Here is a 401-nt window from a genome sequence, read left to right as displayed (position 1 = left end):
GTTGAATATGACACCCCGACTCGCCACTACGCGCACGTTGACTGCCCAGGGCACGCCGACTACGTTAAAAACATGATCACCGGTGCTGCTCAGATGGACGGCGCTATCCTGGTTGTTGCTGCGACTGATGGCCCAATGCCACAGACCCGTGAGCACATCCTGCTGGGTCGTCAGGTTGGCGTTCCGTACATCATCGTGTTCCTGAACAAATGCGACATGGTTGATGACGAAGAGCTGCTGGAACTGGTAGAAATGGAAGTTCGTGAACTTCTGTCCCAGTACGACTTCCCGGGCGACGATACTCCAATCGTTCGTGGTTCTGCTCTGAAAGCGCTGGAAGGCGAAGCAGAGTGGGAAGCTAAAATCGTTGAGCTGGCTGGCTACCTGGATTCTTACATCCC

Annotated in this window: 1 protein-coding gene; it reads left to right on the top strand. The window is 54.6% G+C overall.

Annotated features, from left to right (window positions below):
* Nucleotides 1–401 (top strand): GTP-binding protein (locus tag HMPREF0201_RS19545; protein ID WP_016538471.1); only part of this gene is annotated, 401 nt, incomplete at both ends.

Source organism: Cedecea davisae DSM 4568, assembly GCF_000412335.2.
Classification (GTDB): domain Bacteria; phylum Pseudomonadota; class Gammaproteobacteria; order Enterobacterales; family Enterobacteriaceae; genus Cedecea; species Cedecea davisae.
The sequence above is the reverse complement of the archived record's forward strand: the minus strand, read 5'-3'. Positions and strand labels throughout refer to the sequence as shown.